The sequence below is a fragment of the Micromonospora sp. NPDC023966 genome, assembly GCF_040639095.1.
Taxonomy (GTDB): domain Bacteria; phylum Actinomycetota; class Actinomycetes; order Mycobacteriales; family Micromonosporaceae; genus Micromonospora.
On sequence record NZ_JBEZZJ010000010.1, the window covers coordinates 137,376 to 163,087 of the forward strand.

21 protein-coding genes are annotated in these 25,712 nt (G+C 74.1%); 14 read left to right on the forward strand and 7 right to left on the reverse strand.

The window, feature by feature from the left end; translation table 11 throughout:
• Window positions 1-60: 60 nt before the first annotated feature.
• Window positions 61-204, reverse strand: coding sequence for a hypothetical protein (locus AB0F68_RS16170; protein ID WP_357338123.1), 144 nt, complete (start codon window positions 202-204; stop codon window positions 61-63).
• Window positions 201-791: a PadR family transcriptional regulator gene (locus AB0F68_RS16175; protein ID WP_357338125.1), complete on the reverse strand. Its 591-nt coding sequence runs from the start codon at window positions 789-791 to the stop codon at window positions 201-203. Before AB0F68_RS16175 ends, AB0F68_RS16170 begins: the two co-directional genes overlap by 4 nt.
• Before the next feature lie 121 nt (window positions 792-912).
• Here AB0F68_RS16175 and AB0F68_RS16180 point away from each other — a divergent pair, with 121 nt between their 5' ends.
• From AB0F68_RS16180 to AB0F68_RS16205, 6 genes are all read left to right on the forward strand, one after another.
• Window positions 913-2,139: an MFS transporter gene (locus tag AB0F68_RS16180; RefSeq protein ID WP_357338130.1), complete on the forward strand. Its 1,227-nt coding sequence runs from the start codon at window positions 913-915 to the stop codon at window positions 2,137-2,139.
• A gap of 78 nt (window positions 2,140-2,217) precedes the next feature.
• Complete coding sequence (locus AB0F68_RS16185) at window positions 2,218-3,057, forward strand: GNAT family N-acetyltransferase (RefSeq protein WP_357338134.1); 840 nt, start codon at window positions 2,218-2,220, stop codon at window positions 3,055-3,057.
• Window positions 3,058-3,190: 133 nt separating this feature from the next.
• Window positions 3,191-3,883 carry an ATP-binding cassette domain-containing protein gene (locus AB0F68_RS16190; protein WP_357338136.1) on the forward strand — a complete coding sequence of 231 codons (693 nt, stop codon included), beginning with the start codon at window positions 3,191-3,193 and terminating at the stop codon, window positions 3,881-3,883.
• On the forward strand, window positions 3,880-6,030 hold the full coding sequence (locus AB0F68_RS16195; RefSeq protein WP_357338138.1) for a YhgE/Pip domain-containing protein: 2,151 nt from the start codon (window positions 3,880-3,882) through the stop codon (window positions 6,028-6,030). Before AB0F68_RS16190 ends, AB0F68_RS16195 begins: the two co-directional genes overlap by 4 nt.
• A 10-nt stretch (window positions 6,031-6,040) precedes the next feature.
• The gene (locus AB0F68_RS16200) at window positions 6,041-6,634 is read left to right on the forward strand and encodes a TetR family transcriptional regulator (protein WP_107074560.1); all 594 of its coding nucleotides are present in this window, start codon (window positions 6,041-6,043) and stop codon (window positions 6,632-6,634) included.
• Window positions 6,635-6,723: 89 nt separating this feature from the next.
• On the forward strand, window positions 6,724-10,218 hold the full coding sequence (locus AB0F68_RS16205) for an ABC transporter ATP-binding protein (protein WP_357338141.1): 3,495 nt from the start codon (window positions 6,724-6,726) through the stop codon (window positions 10,216-10,218).
• A 55-nt stretch (window positions 10,219-10,273) separates the two neighbouring features.
• Here AB0F68_RS16205 and AB0F68_RS16210 read toward each other — a convergent pair whose 3' ends face one another.
• From AB0F68_RS16210 to AB0F68_RS16225, 4 genes are all read right to left on the reverse strand, one after another.
• Entirely contained in the window at window positions 10,274-11,341 is a 1,068-nt protein-coding gene (locus AB0F68_RS16210) for an NADH:flavin oxidoreductase/NADH oxidase (RefSeq protein WP_357338143.1), read from the reverse strand.
• 62 nt (window positions 11,342-11,403) lie between these two features.
• The gene (locus tag AB0F68_RS16215; RefSeq protein ID WP_357338288.1) at window positions 11,404-12,693 is read right to left on the reverse strand and encodes a dicarboxylate/amino acid:cation symporter; all 1,290 of its coding nucleotides are present in this window, start codon (window positions 12,691-12,693) and stop codon (window positions 11,404-11,406) included.
• A gap of 240 nt (window positions 12,694-12,933) precedes the next feature.
• Window positions 12,934-13,557, reverse strand: a complete 624-nt coding sequence (locus AB0F68_RS16220; protein ID WP_357338145.1) for a DUF998 domain-containing protein — start codon at window positions 13,555-13,557, stop codon at window positions 12,934-12,936.
• Window positions 13,550-14,515: a glutathione S-transferase C-terminal domain-containing protein gene (locus AB0F68_RS16225; RefSeq protein ID WP_357338147.1), complete on the reverse strand. Its 966-nt coding sequence runs from the start codon at window positions 14,513-14,515 to the stop codon at window positions 13,550-13,552. Before AB0F68_RS16225 ends, AB0F68_RS16220 begins: the two co-directional genes overlap by 8 nt.
• Window positions 14,516-14,620: 105 nt before the next feature.
• Between AB0F68_RS16225 and pcaF the strand changes: the two genes are divergently transcribed.
• From pcaF to AB0F68_RS16250, 5 genes are all read left to right on the forward strand, one after another.
• Window positions 14,621-15,826, forward strand: coding sequence for a 3-oxoadipyl-CoA thiolase (pcaF, locus tag AB0F68_RS16230; RefSeq protein WP_357338149.1), 1,206 nt, complete (start codon window positions 14,621-14,623; stop codon window positions 15,824-15,826).
• 142 nt (window positions 15,827-15,968) lie between these two features.
• Window positions 15,969-16,787, forward strand: coding sequence for an SAM-dependent methyltransferase (locus AB0F68_RS16235; RefSeq protein ID WP_357338152.1), 819 nt, complete (start codon window positions 15,969-15,971; stop codon window positions 16,785-16,787).
• Window positions 16,788-16,793: 6 nt separating this feature from the next.
• Window positions 16,794-18,956, forward strand: a complete 2,163-nt coding sequence (locus AB0F68_RS16240) for an EAL domain-containing protein (RefSeq protein ID WP_357338154.1) — start codon at window positions 16,794-16,796, stop codon at window positions 18,954-18,956.
• On the forward strand, window positions 18,953-19,453 hold the full coding sequence (locus AB0F68_RS16245) for a DUF456 domain-containing protein (protein WP_357338157.1): 501 nt from the start codon (window positions 18,953-18,955) through the stop codon (window positions 19,451-19,453). The genes AB0F68_RS16240 and AB0F68_RS16245 overlap by 4 nt, the downstream gene beginning before the upstream one ends.
• 294 nt (window positions 19,454-19,747) lie before the next feature.
• Entirely contained in the window at window positions 19,748-21,325 is a 1,578-nt protein-coding gene (locus AB0F68_RS16250) for an amino acid permease (RefSeq protein ID WP_357338161.1), read from the forward strand.
• Window positions 21,326-21,346: 21 nt separating this feature from the next.
• Here the strand turns inward: AB0F68_RS16250 and AB0F68_RS16255 are convergent, their stop codons facing one another.
• The gene (locus AB0F68_RS16255; protein WP_357338164.1) at window positions 21,347-22,471 is read right to left on the reverse strand and encodes a PQQ-dependent sugar dehydrogenase; all 1,125 of its coding nucleotides are present in this window, start codon (window positions 22,469-22,471) and stop codon (window positions 21,347-21,349) included.
• A gap of 246 nt (window positions 22,472-22,717) precedes the next feature.
• Between AB0F68_RS16255 and AB0F68_RS16260 the strand changes: the two genes are divergently transcribed.
• From AB0F68_RS16260 to AB0F68_RS16270, 3 genes are read left to right on the forward strand one after another with little or no spacing between them, the layout of a single operon-like run.
• Window positions 22,718-23,791, forward strand: coding sequence for a DUF418 domain-containing protein (locus AB0F68_RS16260; RefSeq protein WP_357338168.1), 1,074 nt, complete (start codon window positions 22,718-22,720; stop codon window positions 23,789-23,791).
• On the forward strand, window positions 23,788-24,972 hold the full coding sequence (locus AB0F68_RS16265; RefSeq protein WP_357338170.1) for a histidine kinase: 1,185 nt from the start codon (window positions 23,788-23,790) through the stop codon (window positions 24,970-24,972). Before AB0F68_RS16260 ends, AB0F68_RS16265 begins: the two co-directional genes overlap by 4 nt.
• Window positions 24,969-25,625, forward strand: coding sequence for a response regulator transcription factor (locus AB0F68_RS16270; RefSeq protein ID WP_357338179.1), 657 nt, complete (start codon window positions 24,969-24,971; stop codon window positions 25,623-25,625). Before AB0F68_RS16265 ends, AB0F68_RS16270 begins: the two co-directional genes overlap by 4 nt.
• The last annotated feature ends 87 nt before the right edge of the window (window positions 25,626-25,712 follow it).

Here is a 25,712-nt window from a genome sequence, read left to right on the forward strand (position 1 = left end):
GCACCCGCTCCACCGACACCGTGCGGCCGTCCCCACCCGGGGACGGCCGCACGTGTCGTCTCAGGCCCGCGCCGCCGGCCTGGGCACGGCGGCGAACTCGGAGAGTGTGAACCACCGGGGCAGGGCCCGCCGGCTGACGGCGGCGCCGGCCGGGGTGGCGGTCCCGTGGCCACCCCGGCCGGCGAACGCTACGCGCGGACTCACTCGGATTCGGCGAGGATCGCGTACAGCTTGCGCCGGGTCTCGTCGAGCACCTGGGCGGCGCGCGCCCGCTGGTCGTCGGTGCCGGTCATCATCACCTGCCGCAGCGCGTGCATGGCCTGCGCGCCGGCGTCGCGGATGTCGTGCCAGCTGTTCACGGTCTGCTCGGCGAACTCGCCCCAGGGCGGGGTCTGTGCCGCCTCGGCGGCCTCGGCCTGCCCCTGGTCGGTGAGGGCGAAGCGCTTCCGCCCGCCGTCGGAGTCCGCGGCGGCGGCGATGACGCCCTCATCCTCCAGCAGTTGCAGCGTCGGGTAGATCGAGCCGGGGCTAGGGCGCCAGGCCCCGCCGGTCCGGGAGTCGATCTCCTGGATCATCTCGTAGCCGTGCATCGGCCGCTCGGTGAGCAGGGCCAGCACGGCGCCGCGCACGTTGGGTCGGCGGCCGCGCCCGCGGCCCCGCCCACCCCGGCCGTGGCCGTGACCGTGCGGTCCGGGCGGGAACGGCGGCGGGCCGGGGGGTACGGGCGGGAAGCCGAAGCCCCGCATCCGCATCTCGTCGTGCACGGCGTGCATCCGGCGGTGGAAACCCATCGGGTCCTCCCTCTGTCGTCGTATCGCTGATGCATCAACGATATATCGGCAATGCATCGTCGACAAGACAGAATGTGGGACGAGGAGGGAAACCGTACGTACGTCTTGCTAGGGTCTGGGCGTGCGCCTGCTTCCCGAACCGGGTCCGTCCCGGACCCTCGCCCTCTCCACCCTGATCAACACCGTCGGCCGGGGCACCTGGCTCACCGCCAGCGCGCTCTTCCTCACCCGCTCGGTCGGGCTCACGGTGGCCCAGGTCGGCCTCGCTCTCACGATCACCGCGCTGGTGAGCCTGGTGACCAGCACGCCGATGGGCTACCTGGCCGACCGGCTCGGCCCACGCGGCCTCCAGCTGACCGCGCTGCTCGCCTCCGCCGGTTTCACCGCCGCCCTGGTGGCCGTCCGTTCCTTCGCCGGGTTCCTGGTGGTCGGGATGCTGATGGCGGTCGCCGACTCGGCGACCCGGGGCGCCCGGGGCGCGCTGATCGCCGGCGCGGTGCCGCCGGACCAGCGGGTACGCACCCGGGCCTACCTGCGGGCGGTCACCAACGTCGGGATCTCGGTCGGCACGGTGCTGGCCGGCTTCGCCCTGGCCGCCGACACGCGGACCGCGTACGTGTCACTGATCCTGCTCGACTGCGCCACCTACCTGCTGGCCGCGGCGGTGCTGCTCCGGCTGCCGCCCGTGCCGCCGGTGCCGGCGCCCACCCACGGGCCGCGGCTGATCGCCCTGCGGGACCGCCCGTTCCTCGCCTTCACGGTGCTCGACGGGCTGATGTCGATGCACTTCAGCCTGATCAACATCGCCCTGCCGCTGTGGATCGCCGGGCACACCACCGCGCCGCGCTGGCTGATCTCCGCCTGCCTGCTGGTCAACACCGTGGTGGTGATCCTCTTCCAGGTCCGCGCCTCGCGGGGCACGGAGGACCTCACCGGGGCCGGTCGGGCGGCCCGCCGGGCCGGCGCGCTGATCGCGGTCGCCTGCGCGCTCTTCGCGGCCGGCGGGGGCGTGCCCGTCGCGGTGGCGGTCCCGCTGCTGCTCGGCGGCGCGCTGGTGCACGTGGTGGGGGAGTTGTGGCACGCGGCAGCCGGCTGGGGTATCTCGTTCGGGCTCGCCCCCGCGCACGCGCAGGGTCAGTACCAGGGCGCGTACGGGATGGGCATGCAGCTCGGCTCGATGGTCGCCCCGGTGGTGGTGACCACCCTGGCGATCGGCTGGGGCGTGCCGGGGTGGCTGCTGCTCGGCGGGATGTTCCTGGTGCTCGGGGTGCTGGTGCCGCCGGTGGTGCGCTGGGCCGCGCGGACCCGGCCCGCCGTGCCGGACGCGGAACCGGTTCCGGTCGGCTGAGCCGCCACTCACCACCGATCGTCCGGCGTCTTCAGGTCGGCCCGCGCGGGGCCGGGTGCATCTGGCAGGCTGGTATCCGTGCTCACGCTGCCGGTACGCCAACTCGGGGAGTCCGAGCGCCGTGCGGTCGAGCGGCTGCTCGACCTCGACCCGTACGCCGGCGCGCAGGTCGCCGAGCGGGTGGCGGCGCGCGGGCTGGCCTGGTGGCGGGCCGAGGGGCGGATCCTCGGCTACGGCCCGCGCCGCAACCTGGAGTCGATCTGCTGGCTCGGCGGCAACCTGACGCCGGTGCTCGCCTCGGAGGCGGCGGTGGCCGCCTTCGCCGAACAGCTGAGCGCCGAGGAGCGGCTCTGCTCCTCGATCGTGGGCCGCGCCGACGCCGTGCTGGGGCTCTGGGACCGCCTCGCCGCCTACTGGGGGCCGGCCCGGGACGTACGCCCGAACCAGCCGCTGCTGGCCACGGACGCGCTGCCCGTCGTGGCGCCCGACCCGGAGGTCCGCCGGGTGCGCGGCGGTGAGGTCGACCGGCTCTTCCCGGCCGCGGTGGCGATGTACACCGAGGAGGTCGGGGTGTCGCCGCTGCTCGAGGACGGCGGGCGCGGCTACCGGCGGCGGGTGGCCGACCTGGTCCGCGCGGGCCGGGCCTACGCCCGGTTCGTGGACGGCGAGGTGGTCTTCAAGGCCGAGTTGGCCGTGGTCACCCGGCGCACCGCGCAGGTGCAGGGGGTCTGGGTCGCGCCGGAGTGGCGGGGCCGGGGCATCGCGACCGCGGCGATGGCGGCGGTGGTGCGGGACGCGCTGGAACGGGTCGCGCCCACGGTGAGCCTCTACGTCAACGACTTCAACCTGCCCGCCCGCCGGGTCTACGAGCGCTGCGGCTTCCGAGCGGTGGGCACGCTCGCCACCGTGCTGTTCTAAGGCCCCGGCCTCCCTCGACGACCCGGCATGGCCGGGATCACGTCCCCTCTGATTGCGCCGAACCGGACAACCGACGCTATGCTCGGCATGTTTTTGTACTGACCAGTCAGTCTAGATGTCGGGACACGGTGCGATGAAGATCGTCGAGGCCAGCGGGCTGGGGCTGCGCACCCGCCGCGGGTGGGTCTACCGGGATGTCGACCTCAGCGCCGAGGCCGGCGAGCTGCACGCCGTCACCGGACCGCCGGGCAGCGGGCGCACCTCGCTGCTGCTCGCCCTGGCCGGGCGCTTCCCGCACACCCACGGGGAGCTGCGCCGCCGCGGACCGGCCGCGCTCGGGCAGGTGGCCGGGGTGCACGAGCCCGATCCCACCCTCACCGTCGCCGAGCACATCCAGGAGCGGCTGCTGCTGCTCGGGCCGGTGCCGCGCCGCCGCCGGCAGCTCGTCCCGGTCGCCGCCGTGCGGGCCCGGCGGGCCTACCGGCGGGACGCCTTCGCCGCCGCGATCGCCGGCGCCGGCTTCACCGACGCCCCGCTCGACCCGGACCGGTACGGCCGCGACCTCACCCCCGTCGAGCGGCAGGTGCTCGGCCTGGTGCTGGCCAGCCTCGGCGGCCCGAACCTGATCGTCGCCGACGACGTGGACGCCGGCGCCGACGCGCCCGAGCGGGCGTGGATCTGGGCCGCCCTGGCCCGCCTCGCCGACCAGGGGTACGCCGTGGTCGCCAGCGCCCGCGCCGTCGATCCGGCCGCGACCGCCATCGTGCACCGGATCGGTGACCCGTCCCTGCCCAGCCCGGCCCTGACCTCCGAGGTGACCGCATGAGTGTCGTTCGACTCGCGCTGTTCGAGCTGCGCCGGATGACCCGGGGCCGGCTGCCGCGCGCCGCGCTCGCCGTCCTCACCGTCATCCCGCTGCTCTACGGCGCCCTCTACCTCTACGCCTTCTGGGACCCGTACGGGAACCTCGACCGGATCCCGGTGGCCCTGGTCAACGCCGACCGGCCGGCGAAGGCCGGCGACGGCAGCGAGGTGCACGCCGGCCGGGACCTCACCGACGAACTGCTCGACCGGAAGGTCTTCGGCTGGACGGTGACCGACCAGGACGACGCCACCGAGGGGCTCCGCGACGGCCGCTACCACCTGGTCTTCTCCATCCCGGCGGACTTCTCCGCCACCCTGGCGGCCAGCCCGGAGCCCGATCGGCCGGCCCGGCGGGGCGAGCTGAAGGTGGTCAACGACGACGCCACCAACTACCTCTCCGGGCTGCTCGCCCGCTCCGCCTTCAGCGAGATCCGGGCCGCCGCCGCGGAGAGCACCGCCGCGTCGTACTTCGACCGGATGCTGATCGGGTTCACCGACGCCAAGGCCGAGACCGGCCGGGCCGCCGACGGCGCCGGCCGGATCCACGACGGGCTCGGCACCTCCCAGCAGGGCGCCGGGCAGCTCGCCGACGGGCTGGGCACCGCCGAGGACGGCGCCGGGCAGCTCGCCGGCGGGCTGAACACCTCCGTGCAGGGCGCCACCAGGCTGGCCAACGGACTGGACCAGCTCTACACCGGGGCGGCCCAGATCGCCGACGGCGCCAACCGGGCGGCCACCGAGACCCGCGCCGCCGCGAAGCAGGTCGACGCGGCGGCGGACAGATACGAGCCGCTGCTCCGGCGCAACGCCGCCGACATCCAGCGGGCCGCCACGCTGGTCGCCGAGGGCGCGCAGGCGCTCGCCGACGGCCTCGACGCGCTGCCGGCCAGGGCCGACGAGGTGGTCGGCCAGGCGGAGAAGGTGCGCGACCGGCTCGACGCGCTGGTCGAGGAGCACCCGGAACTGGCCGACGACCCGAACCTGGTCGCCGCGCGCAGGGCCGCCGACCAGGCGGTAACCGCGGCCCGGGCCGTGGTCGCCGCGTTGGACAGGACCGACCTGGCCGCGCTGAAGAAGCAGATGACCGAGGTCGCGCAGACCGCGCGGGAGGTGGCCGCCGCCGCGCCGCACCTGGCCGACGACGTCGCCACGGCCCGGACCAAGGTCGACCAGCTGGCCGGCGGCCTGACCACCCTGGCCCAGGGCAGCGCAAAGCTCCGCGACGGGCTCGGCGACGCCGCGGACGGCGCCGACCAGCTCCGCGGCGGCCTCTACCGGCTCGCCACCGGCGCCCGGCAGCTCGACGGTGGCCTGGCGCAGCTCAGCAGCGGCAGCAACCGGCTCGCCGACGGGCTGACCAAGCTGGAGGGTGGCGCCGGTGACCTCGCCGACGGGCTCGCCGCCGGGGAGAAGAAGCTGCCCGGGTACGACGACGCGGACAGCCGCGCCGACGTCCTCGGCGACCCCGTCGGGCTGATCCGCCACTCCGACCACCCGGCCGGGTCGTACGGGGTCGGCTTCGCCCCGTACTTCCTGGCCCTGGCGCTCTGGGTCGGCGCGATGATCACCTACATGCTGCTGCGGCCGGTGAACCGGCGGCACGTGATGTCCGGCGCGCCCGGCTGGCGGGTCGCGCTCGCCGGCTGGCTGCCCGCCGCGGCGATCGGGCTGGCCCAGGTCGCGGTGCTCTACACCGTTGTCACCCTGGCCCTGGGCCTCGACCCGCGGCACGGGCCGGCCACCTTCGGGCTGCTCGCGCTCACCTCGCTGGCGTTCACCGCCATCATGCAGCTGCTCGGCGTGGCGCTCGGCCCGGCCGGCCGGCTCGCCGCGCTGGCCCTGCTGATGCTCCAGCTCACCTCCTCGGGCGGCACCTACCCGGTGCAGACCTCGCCCGGCTTCTTCCAGGCCGTCCACCCCTGGCTGCCCATGACGTACGTGGTGGGTGGCCTGCGGCACACGATCAACGGCGGGCCGTCCGGGCCGGTGGTCACCTGGGCGTTGGTGCTGCTCGCCTTCGGGGTGGGTGCCCTGGCGCTCACCGTCGGCGCGGCGCGCCGGTCCCGCCGGCTCACCCCGGCCAAGCTGCACCCCGAACTGACCATGTGAGGATGGGCGGGTGACGGACGGACGGACCCGCCGGCGGGAGGACACCCGCCAACGCCTCTTCGTGGCGGCGGTGGAGCTCATCGCCGAGCAGGGTTTCTCGGCCACCACCGTGGACGACATCGCGGCCCGGGCCGGGGTGGCGAAGGGGACCGTCTACTACAACTTCGAGTCCAAGACGGTCCTCTTCGAGGAGCTGCTGCGGCACGGCATCGGCCTGCTCACCGCCGACTTCCGGGCCGCCGTCGCCGGGTTGCCGCCGCGCGAGGCGCTCGCCGCGCTGGTCCGCGCCGAGCTGGAGTACATCCGCCGCTACCGGGCCTTCGCCCAGCTCCTGCTCTCGGAGATGTGGCGGACCAACCGGGAGTGGCAGCAGACCCTGCGGCTGCTGCGCGGCGAGGCGATCGAGGTGATCGCGGAGACCGTACGGGCCGGGGTGGCCAGCGGGGACCTCCCCGCCGACCTGGACGTGCGCACGGCCAGCTCGGCCCTGTTCGGCGTCGGGCTGGTGGTGGCCGTCGACTGGCTGGTCTTCCAGCCGGACCGGCCCATCGAGGACGTGCAGGAGGCGCTGCTCGGCATCGTCCGCCGGGTCGCCCAGACGTGACGCCCCGCCGGTAAATCGTTTGAGTGGCCGGGGCCGCCCGGGTGAGGCTGGGGGCACCGCCCCACCGACCCGAGTCCGGAGGACTGTCCATGCGCCTGCTCCGCGATCTCCGGGCCACCGCACCACGCCGGATGACGCTCGTCCTGCTGCTGATCGTGCTCGGGGCCGGGGGCCAGGCGGCCGCCTCGGCGCTGGCCGGGCCGGTGCTGGTGCACCGGTCGCCCGGCTGGTTCACCGCGCTGGCCGTGGCGCTGGTCGCCGCCGTCGTGTCCGACCTGCTCATCGGCCTGCTGATGGCCGGCCTCACCGCCGACTGGTCCGCCGACGTCCGCCGCCGGCTCTGCCGGGTCGCGCTCGGGCAGGACCTGCCCACCCTGGAGACCACCCCGGTCGGCGAGCTGCTCGACCGGATCGACAACGACGTCTACCAGGTCGCCGCCGAGATGCGGAACACCGGCGTACGGCTCGTCCAGGGGGTCGCCGTCTGCCTGCTCGCCACGGTCAGCGCGCTGGTCGTCTGGTGGCCGGCCGGTGTCGGGATGATCCTGCTCATCGCGCTGCTCGGCGTGGCGCTGCGCCGCCCCACGGCCCGGATCGCCCCGGCCCGGATGGTGGAGGAGGAGGCCTGGTCCGACCTGGCCGCCGTGATGGAGGAGGCGGTGCACGGCCAGGACGACGTGCGCACCAGCCTGGCCCGCCCGTACGTGCTGCGCCTCTACGCCCGGCGGGCCGCCGAGGTGATCGCCCGGGGCGGCCGGGTCTTCCGGCTCTCCGCCCGGGTCACCGCGCTGGCCGCCGGCGGCGTCCGGGTCGGCATCGCCGCCGTGGTCCTGGCCGGGGCGTGGGCGCTCGCCACCGGCCGGGTGGACGCCGCCCGGCTCACCGCGATCTGGCTGCTCGCCCTCGCCTTCGGCGCGACCGTCGAGCACATCGCCCGCTGGGTGCCGCACCTGCAACAGGCGCTCGGCGCGTGGGCGCGGGTGCAGTTGCTCGCCGACTCCCGGCAGGAGCCGACCGGCGGCGCCGTCCCGGTCGAGGGGGACCTGACCATCCGGGGGCTCACGTTTCGCTACCCCGCCAGCGGCGAGGAGCGCGGGCCGGCGCTGCGCGACGTCACGCTCGCCTTCGCCCGCGGCCGGTCCTACGCCCTGGTCGGCCGGACCGGATCCGGCAAGTCGACGCTGGCCAAGGTGCTCACCCGGGCCGTGGACGTGCCATCCCGCACCGTCTTTCTCGGCGACACCGACCTGGTCGACCTGGACATCGAGGCGCTGCGCCGGTGGATCGCCGTGGTGCCCCAGCGCACCGAGATCCTGGCCGGCACCCTCGCCGAGAACGTCGCGCTCTTCGACCCGGACCTGCTCGGCGACGCCACCCGGGCGCTGGAGGAGCTGGGGCTCGCCGGCTGGATCGCCGAACTCCCCGACGGGGTGCACACCCGGCTCGGCGAGGGCGGGCACGTGCTCTCCGCCGGGCAGGAGCAGCTCGTCGCGTTCGCCCGGATCCTGGTCCGCGACCCGCACGTGGTGATCCTCGACGAGGCCACCGCCCGGCTCGACCCGGTCACCGAGAACCGGGTACGCCAGGCCACCGAACGACTGCTCACCGACCGGATCGGCATCGTCATCGCGCACCGGCTCTCCTCGGTGCGCCGCTGCGACGAGGTCGTGGTGATGGCCGACGGCGCGGTGCTGGAGGCCGGGCCGCTGCGCGAGTCGGCCCGATTCGCCGAACTGCTCGCCACCAGCCACGCCAGCGCCTACGCGGGCGCGAGCGCCCGCCGGGGCGGGGTGGAGCTGCTGGACGGCCCCGACGGGTGGCCCGACGAGCCGGCCGAGCCGGCCGCCGCGACCACCGCGCCGCGCCAGGTCGCGGTGCCGCGCACCGACCCGCCGCCGCTGCCCGACCCGCCGCCCGCGCGGACCCTGCGGGAGATCCTCCGGCTCGGCACCAACGACCCGCGGTACGGGCTGCTCTCCGTCTGCCTGTTCGTCGTGATGACCCTGCTCGGGCTGGACGGCTCGGTGCTGCCCTGGCTCTGGGCCGAGGTGGTCGGCGGGGGAGACCCGTGGCTGCCGGCGCTGGGCATCGTCGCCGCGCTGCTGGTCGTGCTGCCGCTGCCGTACCTGACCAACCTGTGGTTCCCGCAGTGGTGGATCCGGCAGATGCTGCGGATCAGCGCGCGGCTGGTGCACGGCCAGACCGGGGCGCGCCGGGTCAGCGGGCACACCCCGGCCGAGGTGGTGGCCCAGGGCGGCGACACCGACCGGGTGGTGCAGCTCGCCGACAACCTGATGGACCAGTTCATCTCGCTGGCCATCGTGATCACCATGACCCTGGTGACCGGCAGCTTCGTACCGGCGCTGTTCTTCGTCGGGACGATGGTGGTCTCCGGGCTGGCGGCGACCCTGTTCGGCCCCCGGCTGGAACGCACCGCCGGCGGCACCGTCAAGGCCCGCGCCGCCTTCGCCACCGCCCTGGTCTCCTCGCTCTCCGCCGCCCGTACGGTGAAGCTGGCCGGCGCCACCCGCCCGGTGCTGGACCATCTGGCGAAGCTGGACACGGTCCGCAGCGACCGGCAGCGGCGGGAGATCGCCATGCAGGTGTGGGCCCGGTCCACCCCGTCGATCGCCAGCGGCCTGCTGCCGATCGGCGCGTGGGCGCTCTACCTGGCCGGCGGCCTCTCCGCCGGGGCCACCCTGGTCGCGGTCTCCACCCTCGGCGCGGCCCGCTGGTTCGCCTGGACCACCGCCTCGCTGGTCTCGCACTACCCGTCCGCCCGGGTGTGGACCAGGCGGACCGTGGCGATGAGCGGGGTGGCCACCTACTCGGCGACGGTGCCCGGGCTGGACCTGGCCGCCGGCACCGCCCCGGCGCCCGAACCGCCGCTGCGGCACCCGCTGCGCCGGCTGGAGCTGGCCGGCTTCGGCGCGCTGCACTCGGACGGCACCCTCGCCGTCCGGGACGTCGACCTGACCGTCGAACGCGGACAGTTGGTGCTGGTGGTCGGGCCGGTCGGCGCCGGCAAGTCCTCGCTGCTGCGGGCCCTCGCCGGGATCGTGCACCACACCGGCACGCTTCGCTGGAACGGCGAGCCGGTCACCGAGCCGGAGCTGTTCCTCCGCCCCAACCAGGTCGGGTACGTCGGGCAGCTGCCCCGGGTGCTCTCCGGCACGGTGGCGGACAACATCGCGCTCGGCCACCAGGTGGACGCCGCCGACGCGGTGTCGACCGCCCAGCTGGACCACGACCTGGCGGCGGCCGGGGGCGGGCTCGGGCTGCTCATCGGGCACAAGGGCACCCGGCTCTCCGGCGGGCAGCTCCAGCGGCTGGCGCTGGCCCGGGCGCTCGCGCCGCGTACCGAGCTGCTGGTCGCCGACGACGTCTCGTCCGCGCTGGACGTGACGACCGAGCTGGCGCTCTGGGCGGCGCTGCGCGATCACGGGGTCACGGTGGTCGGCTCGACCGCGAAGCGGGCCGCGCTGGTCCGCGCGGACCACGTGGTGGTGCTGGTCGACGGCGCGGTGACGGCCCAGGGCCCGTGGCCCGACCTGGAGCCCCGCTGGGGCCACCTGGCGGGCTGACCCCTCACGCCCGCCCGCCCCCAGGCAAGGCGGGGCAGGCGGGCAGGGCAGGGGGTCAGGAGGCTCGGGCGTACTGGTTGGGCCAGGTGGGGTTCTGGGTGAGCTTGGCGGCGGCGCGGTGGGGCCAGTAGGGGTCGCGCAGGAGTTCGCGGCCGAGGAGGACCAGGTCGGCCTCGCCGGTGGCGACGATCTGCTCGGCCTGCTCGGGTTCGACGATCAGGCCGACGGCGCCGGTCAGCACGCCCGCGTCGCGGCGGATCCGCGCGGCCAGGGGCACCTGGTAGCCGGGGCCGACGGGGATGCTCGCGGCGGCGGAGGCGCCGCCGGAGGAGGCGTCGACCAGGTCCACGCCGGCGGCGGCCAGCTCACCGGCGAGCACCACGCTGTCCTCGATGGTCCAGCCGCCGTCCGTCCAGTCGGTGGCGGAGATCCGGGTCAGCACCGGCACGGCCTCGCCGACCGCGGCGCGCACCGCCCGGGCCACCTCCAGGGTCAGCCGCATCCGGCCGGCCCGGTCGCCGCCGTAGCCGTCGGTCCGGTGGTTGGTGAGCGGGGAGAGGAACTCGTGCAGCAGGTAGCCGTGCGCGGCGTGGATCTCCACGGCGGCGAAGCCGGCGTCGAGCGCCCGGCGGGCGGCGGCGGCGAACGCCTCGACCACTGCGGCGATGCCGGCCTCGTCCAGCGCCGTCGGGGTGCGGTAGTCGGGCACGAACGGTTCGGCGCCGGGGCCGACCGGGGTCCAGCCGCCCGCGGCGTCCGGTACGCCGCCCCGGTGCTCGGCCCACGGCCGGTACGTGGACGCCTTGAATTCGGCGTGCGCGAGCTGCACCGCAGGCACCGCCCCCTGGGCCGCGATGAACGCGGTGATGGGCCCCCACGTGTCGACGTGCGCCTCGGACCAGAGCCCGGTGTCCTGCGGGCTGATCCGCCCCTCGGGGAGCACGGCGGTCGCCTCGGTGATGATCAGTCCGGCGCCGCCGACCGCGCGGGAGCCGAGGTGGACGCGGTGCCAGTCGGTGGGCAGGCCGTCCGGCCCGGCGCTGTACTGGCACATCGGGGCGAGCGCCACCCGGTTGGGCAGGGTGACGCCGCGCAGGGTCAGCGGGGTGAAGAGGGCACTCATGTGGTCATCCTTCAACAGGCGTCGGGGGGAGGGCCGAAGCCCTCCCCCCGGGAACGAAGTGCTCAGACGGCTACCGGAGTGAGCCGCTCGCTCTCCGGAGCGTCGACAGCGTCGACCAGGTCACGCCTACCGGCCGAGTCGTACGCGGCGCGGTCGAGGGTGCCCTCACGGGCGGCCACGACGGTCGGCACGAGGGCCTGACCGGCCACGTTGGTGGCGGTGCGGATCATGTCCAGGATCGGGTCGATGGCCAGCAGCAGGCCGGCGCCGGCCAGCGGCAGGCCCAGCGTGCTCAGGGTCAGCGTGAGCATCACGATCGCGCCGGTCAGGCCGGCCGTGGCGGCCGAGCCGACCACCGAGACGAAGGCGATCAGCAGGTAGTCGGTGACGCCCAGGTGCACCCCGAAGACCTGCGCCACGAAGATTGCGGCGAGGGCGGGGTAGATGGCGGCGCAGCCGTCCATCTTCGTGGTGGCGCCGAACGGCACGGCGAAGGAGGCGTACTCGCGGGGGACGCCGAGGCGCTCGACCGAACGCTGGGTCACCGGCATGGTGCCCACCGAGGAGCGGGACACGAAGGCCAGCTCGATGGCGGGCCAGGCGCCGGCGAAGAAGCGCAGCGGGTTGAGCCGGCCGGCGGCCACCAGCACCAGCGGGTAGACCACGAACAGCACGATGGCGCAGCCGACGTAGACGGCGGTGGTGAACTTCGCGAGCGGGGCCAGCAGGTCCCAGCCGTACGAGGCGACGGCGTTGCCGATGAGGCCGAGCGTGCCGATCGGGGCGAGCCGGATGACCCACCAGAGCGCCTTCTGCACGATGGCCAGCACCGAGCGGTTGAGGCTCACGAACGGCTCGGCGGCCTCGCCGATGAGCAGCGCCGCGGCGCCGACCACCAGGGCGAGGAAGACGATCTGGAGGACGTTGCCCTCGACGAACGCGCCGACCGGGTTGGTGGGCACGATGCCGGTGAGGAAGTCGGTCCAGGAGCCGGTCTTCTTCGGCGCGGTGGCGCCGGCCACGTCGAGGGTGACGCCCTTGCCGGGGTCGGTGAGCAGGCCGAGGCCGATGCCGATGCTCACCGCGATCAGCGCGGTGATGCCGAACCAGAGCAGCGTCTTGAGCGCCAGCCGGGCGGCGTTGGCCACGCCGCGGAGGCTGACCACGCTGACCACGATGGCGGTGAAGACCAGCGGCGGCACGGCCAGCTTGAGCAGCTGGACGAAGAGGCCGCCGACGGTGTCGAGGGTGCTGGTCAGCCAGGCGAGGTCGTTGGCGCGGGCCAGGAAGCCGAGCGCCACGCCGAGGACGAGGCCGAGCAGGATCTGCACGGAAAAGGGGAACTTGCGCAGGGCGGAAGCCATGGGGATCTGTCCAAGGTCTGGTGGTGGGTGAACGGGGCAGCGTCAGGAGAGCGGCTGCGCCGGACAGATGCCGCTGGCCTGCCGTCGGAGGTCGACGTACAGGCGCACGGTGAGGTGCCAGACGTTGGTCATCGCCTGCCGACGCTACTCCCGGCCGGCTCCTGGCTGGAAGGAGTGCCGGGCGTGACGATCCTTACAGGCAGGGTTCACGCCCGGATGATCCGTTCGTCACGATCGGCGGTGCGCCAAGCCCAGGACCGCGGCGGTGGCCAGGCCCCACCCGGCGGCCACCGTGAGGAGCAGCCGCTCCAGCACCCCGACCACGCCGCCGCGTCCGACCAGCAGCATGGCCAGCCCGATCGCCCCGGAGAGCGGCAGCGCCAGGGCCGCGCCGACCGCGGCGACCCGGCGCAGCGCCCGGCCCGCCGCCGGGGAGAGCAGCACCGCCACCATGGCGAAGACCACCGCGGCGGTGGCCGCGATGCTGGCGCCGCCGTGCACGAGGTCGGCCACCGTGGCGGCCTCGAACGGCGGCAGCGGGCAGCCGGTGGAGCAGGTCACCGCCGCGGAGAGCCCCGTGCCGGCGGCGCCGGCCACGAGCAGCGCGGCCGCCGTCCGCAGCGCCGGGGGCAGCGCCGCGGCGAGCAGCAGCAGCGCCGCCGCCAGGGCGAGGACCCCGATCCGGTACGCCCCGGCGTAGCGGCTGTCGGTGACGCCGGCCTCGCTGACGTACCCGGTCAGGCCCGGACCGGGACCGGCGGCCACGGCGACCGTCACGGCCACCATCCCGGCCACGGTGCAGCCGGCCGCGGCGGACGCGGCGGCGGCCCGCAGGACGTTCCGGTCAGCCACGCCCGTGCGGCGTGGTCCAGCCGGACAGGTCCGGACCGAGCGGCACGATCCGGGTCGGGTTGATCATCTCGTGGGTGGCGTAGTAGTGCCGCTTGATGTGGTCGAAGTCCACCGTCTCGCCGAAGCCCGGGGTCTGGAACAGGTCCCGCGCGTACGCCCAGAGCACCGGCATCTCGGTGAGCTTCTGCCGGTTGCACTTGAAGTGCCCGTGGTACGCCACGTCGAAGCGGACCAGCGTGGTGAAGAGCCGCACGTCGGCCTCGGTGATCTGCTCGCCCATCAGGTAACGCCGCCCGGACAGCCGCTCCGACAGCGCGTCCAGCCGGGCGAACAGCGCCGTGTACGCCTCGTCGTACGCCTCCTGGGAGGTGGCGAAGCCGCACCGGTAGACGCCGTTGTTGACGTCCCGGTGGATCTCCGCCATCAGCGCGTCCATCTCCGGGCGCAGCTCGACCGGGTAGAGATCCGGTGCGCCCGGCTTGTGGAACCGCCGCCACTCGGTGGAGAAGTCGAGGGTGAGCTGCGGATAGTCGTTGGTGACCACCCGGCCGGTCAGCGTGTCGACCAGCGCCGGCACGGTGACCCGGCCGGTGTAGTCGGGGTCGGTGGCCAGGTACGCGTCGCTGAGGTACCCGATGCCCAGCACCGGGTCGAAGCCGTCCTGGTCGAGGCTGAACCGCCAGCCCCGCTCGTCCCGGATCGGGTCGACCGTGCCCAGCGAGATCACCTCGTCCAGCCCGAGCAGGCCGCGCACGATCCGGGCCCGGTGCGCCCACGGGCACGCCCGGCACCAGATCAGCCGGTAGCGGCCCGCCTCCAGCGGCCAGCGGCCCTGGTCGTCGGGGCCGCCACCCTCGGGTGAGGTGGAGTGCGGGGTGACCTGACCGGTGAAGCGGTTGGGCTGGCGGACGAAGGCGCCCCCGCCGGCGGTCTCTGCGCTGAACTGGGCCCGGGCCATGCGGCCAACCTATCCGTTCCGGGCGCGGATATCCTGGCGCCGGGCGTCCCCGTGACCCGGCGGGCGACCCGCCACCCCCGCCCACCCCCGAAGGACTGAGCGCCGATGACCGTCGCATACCTCGTGGCCGGTGTCCGCACCCCGATCGGCCGGTACGCCGGCGCCCTCGCCGGGGTGCGCCCCGACGACCTGGCCGCGCACGTGATCCGCGAGCTGGTCGCCCGCCACCCCTCGGTGGACTGGGCCCGCACCGACGACGTGATCCTGGGCTGCGCCAACCAGGCCGGCGAGGACAACCGCAACGTGGCCCGGATGGCCGCGCTGCTCGGCGGGCTGCCGGAGGAGGTCCCGGGCAGCACGGTCAACCGGCTCTGCGGCTCCGGCCTGGACGCCCTGGCCACCGCGGCCCGCGCCGTCGTGGCCGGCGAGGCCGACCTCCTGGTCGCCGGCGGGGTGGAGAGCATGAGCCGGGCACCCTTCGTGATGCCGAAGGCCACCACCGCGTTCGCCCGCACCGCCGAGGTGTACGACACCACCATCGGCTGGCGGCTGGTGAACCCGCTGATGAAGAAGCAGTGGGGCATCGACTCGATGCCGGAGACGGCGGAGAACGTCGCCGCCGACTTCGGCGTCGACCGCGCCGCGCAGGACGAGTTCGCGTTCCGCTCCCAGCAGCGCGCCGCCAAGGCGCAGGCCGACGGCCGGCTGGCCGAGGAGATCGTGCCGGTGACCGTGCCGGCCGGCAAGCGGGAGACGAAGCTGGTCGAGGCCGACGAGCACCCCCGGGAGACCTCGCTGGAGAAGCTCGCCGCGCTGCCCACGCCGTTCCGCGAGGGCGGCACGGTGACCGCCGGCAACTCCTCCGGCGTCAACGACGGCGCGGTGGCCCTGCTGGTCGCCTCCGCGGCGGCCGTCGACCGGTACGGCCTCACCCCGCTCGCCCGGGTGACCGGGGCGGCGGCGGCCGGCGTGCCGCCGCGGATCATGGGCATCGGGCCGGTCCCGGCCACCCGCAAGCTGCTCGACCGGCAGGGCCTGGGCCTGGCCGACCTCGACGTGATCGAGCTGAACGAGGCGTTCGCCGCCCAGTCGGTGGCGGTGCTGCGCGAGCTGGGGCTGCCCGAGGACGCCGAGCACGTCAACCCGAACGGCGGGGCGATCGCGCTGGGACACCCGCTCGGCGCCAGCGGAGCCCGGCTGGCCCTCACCGCCGCGCTGGAGCTGCGCCGGCGGGGCGGGCGGCGGGCCCTGGCGACCATGTGCATCGGTGTCGGGCAGGGCATCTCGCTGCTGCTGGAGGCGGCCGGCTGACGGCCGGCGGGCCGGCACCGTCGAAAGTGGATGTCCCGTTCGCGGGTGTGCGCGCCTAGAGTGGTGTGGACCACACGAATTCCTGCGGGTCGCCCGCGTCGGGCTCCCCGCGGACAGCGGCGACGACCTGGGGGACCGAGCGATGCAGACGCCGGACGGACTTCCCGCCGAGATCGACCTGAACCGGCCGAGCGCGGCCCGGGTCTACGACTACTTCCTCGGCGGCGCGCACAACTTCGAGATCGACCGGCAGCTCGCCGAGCAGATCGCCGCCATGACGCCGAACCTGGCGGCCACCATGCGCTCCGGGCGGGAGTTCCTGCGCCGGGCCGTGCGGGTGCTGCTCGACGCGGGCATCGACCAGTTCCTCGACATCGGCTCGGGGATCCCCACGGTCGGCAACGTGCACGAGGTGGCCCAGGCGGCCAACCCCGAGGCCCGGATCGTCTACGTCGACATCGACCCGGTCGCCGTGGCGCACAGCCGGGAACTGCTCGCCGGCAACGACCGGGCCACCGCGATCCTCGCCGACCTGCGGGAGCCGAAGCTGATCCTGGACCAGGCCCGGGCCAGCGGCCTGATCGACTTCGACCGCCCGGTCGGCATCCTGCTCGCCGGGGTGGTGCACTTCATCCCCGACCAGGACCGGCCGGGCGACATCCTGGCCACCCTGCGGGCCGCCGCGGCGCCCGGCAGCTTCCTGGTCATCTCGCACTCCACCTTCGAGGACCAGCCGCAGGAGATGCTCGACGCGCAGCGGCTGTCGGCGCGTACCGCCACCGAGATCACGCTGCGCTCGCGGGCCGAGATCACCGGTTACTTCGGCGACTGGATGGTGCTCGAACCAGGCGTGGTCCACATGCCGCTCTGGCGACCCGACTCGCCGTCCGACGTGGACGAGCACCCCGAGCGGTTCGGTGCGTTCGGTGGCGTCGCCCGGTACGACCGCACCGCCGGCTGACCCGACATGCGCGCCCCGGACCCCGACGGGGGCGACCTCAGCCGGCCGGGCGCCGCGGCGTACGCCGCCGAGTGGGCCCGGGCGGTGCGGCGCATCGGGTTCGTGCCGCTGAGCGCGGCCGAGACCGAGCGGCTGCTGCTGGCGCACACCGTCCGGCTCGGCCAGGCCCTGCTCGCCCCGGCGTTCTCCGCCCAGCCGGCCGAGGACGCCGGGCGGGCCCTGGTCGAGGCGCACCTCACCGAGCCCGGGGTGCTCGACTGGTCGGTCCGGGCGCTCGGCGACCGCTTCCTGTCCTGGGTGCTGCCCGGCCGGGTGGAGCTGCCCGAGGTGCGGGAACGGATCGCCGCCATGCAGGGCGCCTTCGCCGCCGGCTTCGGCCGGGCGCTGCGCGACCGGGTGTTCAGCCAGCAGGAGCGGATCGCCCGCTCGGCCTGGCAGGCCCGGGACGCGGTGGAGCAGGCGCTGCGGGACAGCGAGGCGCGGTTCCGGGCGGTCTTCACCGGGGCGGCGATCGGCATCGGCATCGCCGGGGTGGACGGGCGGATCATCGAGGTCAACCAGTCGTTCGCCGACATGCTCGGCTACACCGCGGCCGAGCTGCGGGAGCTCACCGTGGACGGGCTGTTCCACCCCGACGACGCCGCCGGCATGTGGGAGCTGTACCAGGAGCTGATCGAGGGCAAGCGGGACAGCGCCCGGATGGAGAAGCGCTACTACCGCAAGGACGGCACCGTGGTCTGGACCGACCTCGCCGTCTCGCTGATCCGCCACGACGACGGCCGCCCCCGGTTCACCGTGGCGATGATCGAGGACATCACCGAGCGCTACCAGCTCCAGCAGCGGCTGCGCTTCCAGGCGCTGCACGACCCGCTCACCGGCCTGCCCAACCGGACGCTGTTCTTCGAGACGTTGGGTCAGGTCTTCGACACGGCCGCGCCGGAGCAGCGGGTGGGGCTCTGCTTCATCGACCTGGACGGCTTCAAGGCCATCAACGACAGCCTCGGCCACGATCTCGGCGATCGGCTGCTCAAGGTGATCTCCCGGCGGCTGGCCGACTGCGTGTCCGGCCGCGGCCACCTGGTGGCCCGGATGGGCGGCGACGAGTTCGTCATCCTGGTCGACTCCGACGGCGGCCTCGACGACGCGGTGGAGGTGGCCGAGCTGGCCCTGGCCGCGGTCTCCGCCCCGGTGCACGTCGGCGACCAGCAGCTCGCCGTTTCGGCGAGCATCGGCATCGTGGAGTGCCCGGCCGCCGAGACCAGCGTCTCGGAGCTGATGAAGGCTGCCGACACCACGCTCTACTGGGCCAAGGCCGAGGGGCGGGGCCGCTGGGCGGTCTACGACCCGGAGCGCAGCGCCGCCGACATCGCCCGCTCGGCGCTGGCCGCGAACCTGCCCGCCGCGCTGGACCGGGGCGAGTTCGTGCTGCACTACCAGCCGATCGTCTCGCTGCTGGACGGCTCGATGGTGGCGGTGGAGGCCCTGGTCCGCTGGCAGCATCCGGAGCTGGGCCTGATCGGCCCGGACCGGTTCATCGGGCTGGCCGAGGAGACCGGCCTGATCGTCCGGCTCGGCGCCTGGGTGCTCCGGCAGGCGTGCCGGGACGCCGAGAGCTGGCGACGGGCGTACCCGGAGGTGCGGCTGGTGGTCAGCGTCAACCTGGCCGCCCGGCAGGCCGACGACCCGGCCATCGTGGAGACCGTCGCCGAGGCGCTGCAGCACACCGGGCTCCCCGCCGAGCTGCTGCAACTGGAGCTGACCGAGAGCGCCGTGATGGGCAGCGCCGGAGAGCCGCTGCGCGCCCTGCACCAGCTCGCCGACCTCGGGATCCGGCTGGCCATCGACGACTTCGGCACCGGCTACTCGAACCTGGCGTACCTGCGGCGGCTGCCGATCCACTGCCTGAAGCTGGCCGGCCCGTTCGTCGAGGGGATCCGGGCCGACGGCACGGACGCCGCCTCCGACCACCGCGACGAGCGGATCGTCGACGCGCTGGTCCGGCTGGCGCACGCGCTGGAGCTGTGGGTGACCGCCGAGGCGGTGGAGACCGAGGTGCAGGCCGAGCGGCTGCGGTCGCTGCGCTGCGACACCGGGCAGGGCCGCTGGTTCGGCTCCCCGATGCCGGCCCGGCAGATCTTCGAGCGGCTGGGCGGTGGGGAGGCGGCGTGAGTCTCACGGATTCGCAGGCGGTGGTGTCGGTGGTGGCGGCGCTGGCCATCCTGGCCGGGCTGGCCGGGGTGGTGGTGCCCGGGCTGCCGGCGCTGCCGCTCTGCTGGGGCGGGGTGCTGGTGTGGGCCCTCTTCGGCGACGCCGGGCCGGGCCGCTGGGCGGTGCTGGCCGCGGCCACCGTGGTCGCCGTCGGCGGCGGCGTGGTCAAGTACCTCTGGCCGGGCCGGAACCTGAAACGGACGGGCGTGCCCACCTCGTCGCTGCTGGCCGGTGGGCTGCTCGGCCTGGTGGGCTTCTTCGTCATCCCGGTGATCGGCCTGCCGATCGGCTTCATCGGCGGGATCTGGGGCGCGGAACGGCTGCGGCTGGGCAGCAACCAGCTCGCCTGGCCGGCCACCGTGCAGGCGCTCAAGGCGGCCGGGCTGTCCATGCTGGTCGAGTTCCTGGCCGGCCTGGTCATCGCGGTGCTCTGGGTGGCCGGACTGCTGTTCGCCTGAGGCGTGAGAGCGGCGGCGCGGGAGCGTCCGGGGGTACGGCGAATCGCCGTACTTCAGTGAGAGAGAGGTGGACGCCCCGCGCCGCCGCGGTCCGGGCGTTGCCGAGCGCCCGGCGGTTGGCCCGTCGCGATCGGGCCTGGTCACGGGCTCAAGGATGCCCGGAACGGGCTCGCGCGGCAACGCAATTAGCCGTGCCGGCCGTGAGATTCCCACGCCTGTCGTATTGACCGTCTTGATCGACGGGATCACACTTTGCCCACTCGCAACCGGGGAACCACCTCGAGGAGGTGTGCAGTGGCCACGACGCCCGCGCCGACCGCCGAGCAGCCGATGGACGACGACGCCCGACGACTCGCAGAACTCGGCTACAAACAGGAGCTGCACCGCAAGTGGAGCGGCTTCTCCAACTTCGCCATCTCGTTCTCGATCATCTCGATCCTGGCCGGTTGCTTCACCACCTTCGGTCAGGCGTGGAACAACGGCGGTCCGGTCGCCATCTCCTGGGGCTGGCCGCTGATCTCGCTGTTCATCCTGATCATCGGCTTCTGCATGGCCGAGCTGGTGTCCGCCTACCCGACCGCCGGCGGGATCTACTGGTGGGCCGCGACCATGGGGCGGCCGGTGCACGGCTGGTTCACCGGCTGGCTCAACCTGATCGGCCTGGTGGCGGTGACCGCCTCGGTCGACTACGGCTGCGCCACCTTTCTCAACCTCACCCTCTCCGCGCTCTTCGACGGCTGGGCCGGCACCGCGCACCAGACCTTCGGGCTGTTCGTGGTGATCCTCGCCCTGCACGGGCTGATCAACATCTACGGGCACCGCGTCATCGACATCCTCCAGAACGTCTCGGTCTGGTGGCACGTGGCCGGCGCGGCCGCGGTGGTGCTCATCCTGGTCCTGGTCCCGGACGACCACCAGAGCTTCAAGTTCGTCTTCACCGAGCGGTTCAACAACTCCGGCTTCGGCGACGGTGACAGCGGTGGGCTCACCTTCTGGTTCTACGTGCTGCCGCTGGGCTTCCTGCTCACCCAGTACACGATCACCGGCTTCGACGCCTGCGCGCACGTCTCCGAGGAGACCCGGGGCGCCTCGAAGGCCGCCGCCCAGGGCCTCTGGCGGTCGATCTTCTATTCGGCGGTGGGCGGCTGGATCCTGCTGCTCGCCTTCCTCTTCGCGGCCACCGACGTGGACGCGATCAATTCCGCGGGTGGCTTCTCCGGGGCGATCTTCGAGTCCGCGCTGACGCCGTTCTTCTTCAAGGCCGTCATCATCATCTCCACCATCGGCCAGTTCTTCTGCGGGATGAGCTGCGTGACCTCGATGTCCCGGATGGCGTACGCGTTCAGCCGGGACCGGGCGGTCCCGGGCTGGCGGCTCTGGTCGCGGGTGGACCGCAACGGCACCCCGGTCAACGCGATCATCGCGGCCACCCTGGCCGGGCTGGTGCTCACGCTACCCGCGCTCTACCAGAAGGCCGGCGTGCCGGTCGCCTTCTACGCGGTGGTCTCGGTCGCGGTGATCGGGCTGTACCTGTCCTTCCTCATCCCGATCTTCCTGCGGCTGCGGATGGGGGACCGGTTCGTCGCCGGCCCGTGGACGCTGGGCCGGAGGTACAAGCTGCTCGGCTGGATCGCGGTGATCGAGATCGCGATCATCTCCGTCTACTTCGTGCTACCGATCGTGCCGGCCGGCGTGCCCGGCAACGCCGAGTTCAGCTGGACGGCGGTGAACTACGCCCCGCTCGCCATCGGCGGCGTGCTGCTCGGCGTGGCCATCTGGTGGTACGCCTCGGCCCGGAAGTGGTTCACCGGCCCCCGCCGTACCGTCGACGTGCCGGAACAGCGCCCCGCGCCGGCCGACGAACCGGCCTGATCCCTCCCCGCCGGCGCCGGATCACCCGGCGCCGGCGGGGAGGGCCGGGGGCCGGGGCTGCCGCGGCCCGGCCGGGAAGCGGAGGATCCGGTCGTCGTCCGCAGCCGGGCTGCCGCGGCCGTCCCGGTTGCTGGTGGTCACCCACAGGGCGCCGTCCGGGGCCCGTTCGACGGTACGCAGGCGGCCGTAGGCCCCCTGCAACACGGCGGTGGGGGTGCCGACCCGACCGGCGGGATCGACGGGTACGGCCCAGAGCCGCGCTCCCCGCAGCGCCGCGACGAACAGCGTGCCGGCGGCGAAGGCAGCCCAGCTCGGGGACGCCTCCGCGGGTGACCAGACGACGACCGGGTCGCGGAACCGGGGATCGCCGCTGCGGCCCTCCACGACCGGCCAGCCGTAGTTGCCGCCCGGCACGATCCGGTTCACCTCGTCCCAGGTGCTCTGGCCGAACTCGGTGGCGAACAGCCGCCCCCGTCGGTCCCAGGCGAGACCCTGCACGTTGCGGTGACCGTAGCTGTAGACCAGCGAGCCGGGGAACGGGTTGTCCGCCGGCACCCGGCCGTCCGGCCGCATCCGCAGGATCTTGCCGTTCCGGCTGGCCAGGTTCTGCGCGTTGGCGGGGACGACGGCGTCACCGATGCCGGCGTAGAGCATGCCGTCCGGGCCGAACGCGATCCGGCCGCCGTCGTGGGCGGCCGCCCGGGTGACACCGCTGAGGATCACCTGGAGGGACTGTGGCGCGTACAGCCGGAACCGCGCGATGCGGATGTCCGAGGCGGTCGTGTAGCAGACGTAGACCAGCCGGTCGCGCCGGAACGTGGGGGAGACCGCCAGCCCGAGCAGGCCCGCCTCCCCACCGGCGACCACGCCGGGGATCCGGGCGACCTCACGGGGCGCGGCGCCGGGCCGGACCCGTACGACGGTGCCCCGGTTGCGCTGGGCCACCAGCGCGCTGCCGTCGGGCAGGAAGTCGAGCCCCCAGGGCACCTCCAGCCCGGTGGCGACCACCTGCGGGTTCGCGAAGTCGAAGCGGGCTGTGGCGGGTGGTTGTCCCCGCCCGGCCGGCGGCTGCCGGTCCGCCCGGGCGTCGGTGACGCCCATCCCGACGGCGAGTAGGGCGGCGACCGCGGCGACGATCCGACGCATCTGGACTCCTCGGGGCTCGTCCCGGACCGCGCCGCGGAAGTGACGGTGATCCGGTTTCCCGGTCGACCCTCGGGTGCGGCCTCCTGCTGGGCAAAACGCCCCTGACCTGGGAAGAGTTGCGGGTCACCCCGGCCCAACTCGCCAGGGTCCCGACCCCGGTGGGAATGGCCGAAAGTACGACGCCTCGGGCGCCGGTGTGGACTTGTGGCCGAGGGGCCGGGACCGTCGCTCGGCCAGGCTCGGGGCATGTCATGGAACGGTGTGGGAGACGTCGGCACGATCGACGGCAATCGGCCGCGATCCGCCGTGCCCCGGGCGCGGCAGCGCATCGTGGCGCTCGATGTGCTTCGGGGCTTCGCCCTGTGCGGGATCCTGCTGGCGAACGTGAAGCCGATCGCCCACCGCGGCGGCGAACTCGGTACCGCGCACCTGGCGGAGACGACCGCGGCGACGGTGCTGCATCTGCTGGTCGACCAGCGATTCTTTCCGATCTTCTCGTTGCTGTTCGGCGTCGGCTTCTCGCTGTTGCTGGAGTCCGCGCAGGCGCGGGCCCGGCAACCGCGAGTGGTGCTGCTCCGCCGGATGCTGGCGCTGCTGGCCGTGGGTCTTCTCCACTTCCTGCTGTTGTGGAAGGGCGACATCCTCACCGTGTACGCGGTGCTCGGCCTGCTGGTCCTGCTGCCCTCCACGTGGCTGCCGCGTCGCGTCGTGGCGATCGCCGCCGGGGTGCTCATCGTGCTGTCGGTGGCCCTGCTCGGCGGCGGGTACACGGTGATCCCCGGCCTGTTCCTGCTCGGTTCGGCACTGACCAGGTACGGGGTGGTCAGAAGCATCGGCTCGGGTCCCCGTACCACGGCGGTGTCGGGGTTGGTCCTTGCTCTTGCCGCCGTGCCCGCGACGGTGATCCAGTTGCGCGCGGGCACGGGCAGCGCGGCGGCGAGGATCGCCTATCCGGCGGCCGGGCTGCTGACCGCCGGCGCCTACGTGTGCGGGCTGTTGCTGCTGCTCAGGACTCGGCTGGCCGGGCCGTTGACCGCCGTGCTCCGGCCGCTCGGACGGATGGCGCTGACGAACTACCTGACCGCGACGGTCCTCGTGCTGGCGATCTCCGGTGTGGTCGGCGACGCGGACCGCTGGTCGGTCGGCGCGGTGGTCGCGGTCGCCGCTGCGGTCCTCGTCGTCCAGTGGGGCTGGTCGGTAGTCTGGCTGCGCCGGTGCCACCAGGGGCCGGTCGAGTGGCTGTGGCGTTGGGTGACGTGGTGGCAGCGGCCGCCGCTGCGGCGTTCCGGACGACGAGGCGCCGCGGCGGACCGGGCATGAGAGGCATCATGATTCTCGCTGGCAGGCGCATCGCCCTGCGCCGGCCCGGCCTGCCGGGCGTGCTGGTCGAGGCCGCGTTCGGCGTGCTGCTCGCCGCCGGTGTCGCCCTCGAGACGGCGGCGGTGCTGAGTCGCCGCCCGGCCTGGCCGGTGGGTGCCGTGTTCGTGCTGATCACGGCAGCGGTGTGCGGGGTGGCGCTGCTGCGACGACGGTTCCCCGGTCGGGCGGCGGCGGTGGCGATCGTCCTGTGCGGGGTCGCCGAGCTGGTCGACTGGCGGAACGGCCGGCAGGGCCAACCCGCCCCGATCGCCTGCCTCGCGCTCCTGGTGGTGGTCGCCTCCGCGGTGCGTCACCTGCCCGGTCCGGCGGGCGCCGTCGCGGTCGCCGCCGGCTCCGGGGTGGTCGCCGCCGGCACCATCGAGCGGTACGCGACCTACCTGACCCAGGACATCCCGAACGCGACAACGGGCACGAAAATCATGGTGTCCGGCTGGGCGGTCGCGGTCGCGGTGGGCCTGTGGCGGCGGCTCGGCGACGCGCGGCGGCGGGCCCTGGTCGACGGGATACGGCGTACCGAACGGCTGGCCCTCGCCCGTGACCTGCACGACGTCGCGGCCCATCACCTGACAGGCCTGATCATCCAGGCTCAGGTCGCGCAGCTCGCCACCGATGCCGACCCGCCCACGACCCGGGCCACCCTCACCGGGATCGAGACGGCCGGCGCGCAGGCGCTCGCCTCCCTGCGGCAGGTCGTGCGGCTGCTGCGGGACGACGAGCCGGAGATCGCGCCCGTGCCGGATTCGCTGGCCGAGCTCATCGAGCGATTCGACGGCACCGGCATCCGCGCGAACCTCCACCTGCCGAACGGCCCCGTGCCGGCCGACTGGCCGTCGGAGACCACGGTCGGCATCTACCGGCTCGTGCAGGAGGCGCTGACCAATGTGGCCCAGCACGCGCGCGACGCCCGTACCGTCACCGTGACGCTCGCCCACGACGGGCGGACCATCCGGCTCCGCGTCGCCGACGACGGACAGCCCGGCCGCGCCACCCGCCCCGCCGGCCACGGCCTGCTCGGCATGCGCGAGCGAGCCGCCGCCCTCGGTGGTGAGCTGAGCGCCGGTCCGGGCACACCGGCCGGCTGGACGGTCGAGGCCACCATTCCCGCACCGGGAGGGTCATGACCATCCGCGTGCTCGTCGCCGAGGACCAGGCGATCGTCCGCCGAGGTCTCCGGCTGCTGCTGGAGAGCCAGCCCGACATCACGGTGGTCGGCGAGGCCGGCGACGGCCCGGAGGCCATCAGCCTTGCCCGGGACCTCCGCCCGGACGTCTGCCTGGTGGACCTCCAGATGCCACGACTGGACGGCGTCGACGTGACCCGCGCGCTCGCCGGCGCCGCCGTACGCGACCCGATGCGGGTCGTGATCATCACGACCTTCGACCTGGACGAGTACGTGTACAGCGCGCTTCGGGCGGGAGCCGTCGGGTTCATCCTCAAGGATTCCGGGCCGGCCCTGCTGGCCGAGGCGGTGCGGGCGGCGCACGCCGGTGACGCGATGATCTCGCCGTCGATCACGATGCGGCTGCTGAAGCAGTTCGGGCCGATCGCGGTCCCATCGCCGCGCCGCCCTGCCACACCGCTGACCGACCGGGAGATCGAGCTGATCAAGCGCCTGGCCCGGGGACGCACCAACCAGGAGATCGCGCAGGAGCTGTTCATCTCGCTGAGCACGGTGAAGGCCCACGTGGCCAACATCCAGGACAAGCTGCAGCTGCGGAACCGTACCGAGATCGCCGCCTGGGCCTGGGAGAACCGACTGGTGACGGAGACCTGACCGACGCGGGCGGCTGGACCCGGTCGAGGCGGTCGGAGCCGGGAGAGCGGAAAGCGCCTCGCCCACCGCGGTGTTGACGCACGGCCC